Origin of the sequence: Bradyrhizobium sp. BRP56, from assembly GCF_020194035.1 — a bacterium.
GTDB classification, from domain to species: Bacteria; Pseudomonadota; Alphaproteobacteria; order Rhizobiales; family Xanthobacteraceae; genus Bradyrhizobium; species Bradyrhizobium australafricanum.
The window spans coordinates 1-460 of the sequence record NZ_JADYVV010000200.1 but is presented as its reverse complement, the minus strand read 5'-3'; the positions used below and the strand labels follow the sequence as shown (position 1 = coordinate 460).

Sequence of the window (460 nt, the reverse complement as noted above, 5' to 3'; positions counted from 1 at the left end):
GACGCTGGACGATATTGCTCGCGAGCTAAACCCGATGGTTAGGGGGTGGATCGCTTATTATGGGCAATACACGCGCTCAGCGCTTTATCCTTTGGCCCGCTACATCAACCAGACGTTAGCTATTTGGTTGAAGCGAAAGTACAAGCGCTTCCATCACCGTTTAGGACGCGCGCGTCTCTTCCTGGAGAAGATCGCGCGTAAGAAGCGCAGGCTCTTTGTGCATTGGCAGCTCGGCGATGGCGGCAAGCTTGCCTGATGGGAGCCGGGTGAGGCGAGAGTCTCACGCCCGGTTCTGCGAGAGGCTGGAGGTGAAATCCCTCCGGCCTACTCACCCGACGGTGCCGGTGCTGGCCAAGCTTAAGACGGTTACCGGTCGGATCTGGACTTATGTTCGCGATGACCGGCCGTTTGGCGGCACGGATCCGCCGGCGGCCCTGTTCTACTACTCACGCAACCGGGC

The 460-nt window shown here is 59.6% G+C and carries 1 protein-coding gene; it reads left to right on the top strand.

Annotated features, from left to right (window positions below; translation table 11 throughout):
- Positions 1–256 (top strand): group II intron maturase-specific domain-containing protein (locus tag I6F38_RS43360; protein WP_276573548.1); only part of this gene is annotated, 256 nt, incomplete at its 5' end.
- Positions 257–460 lie beyond the last annotated feature (204 nt).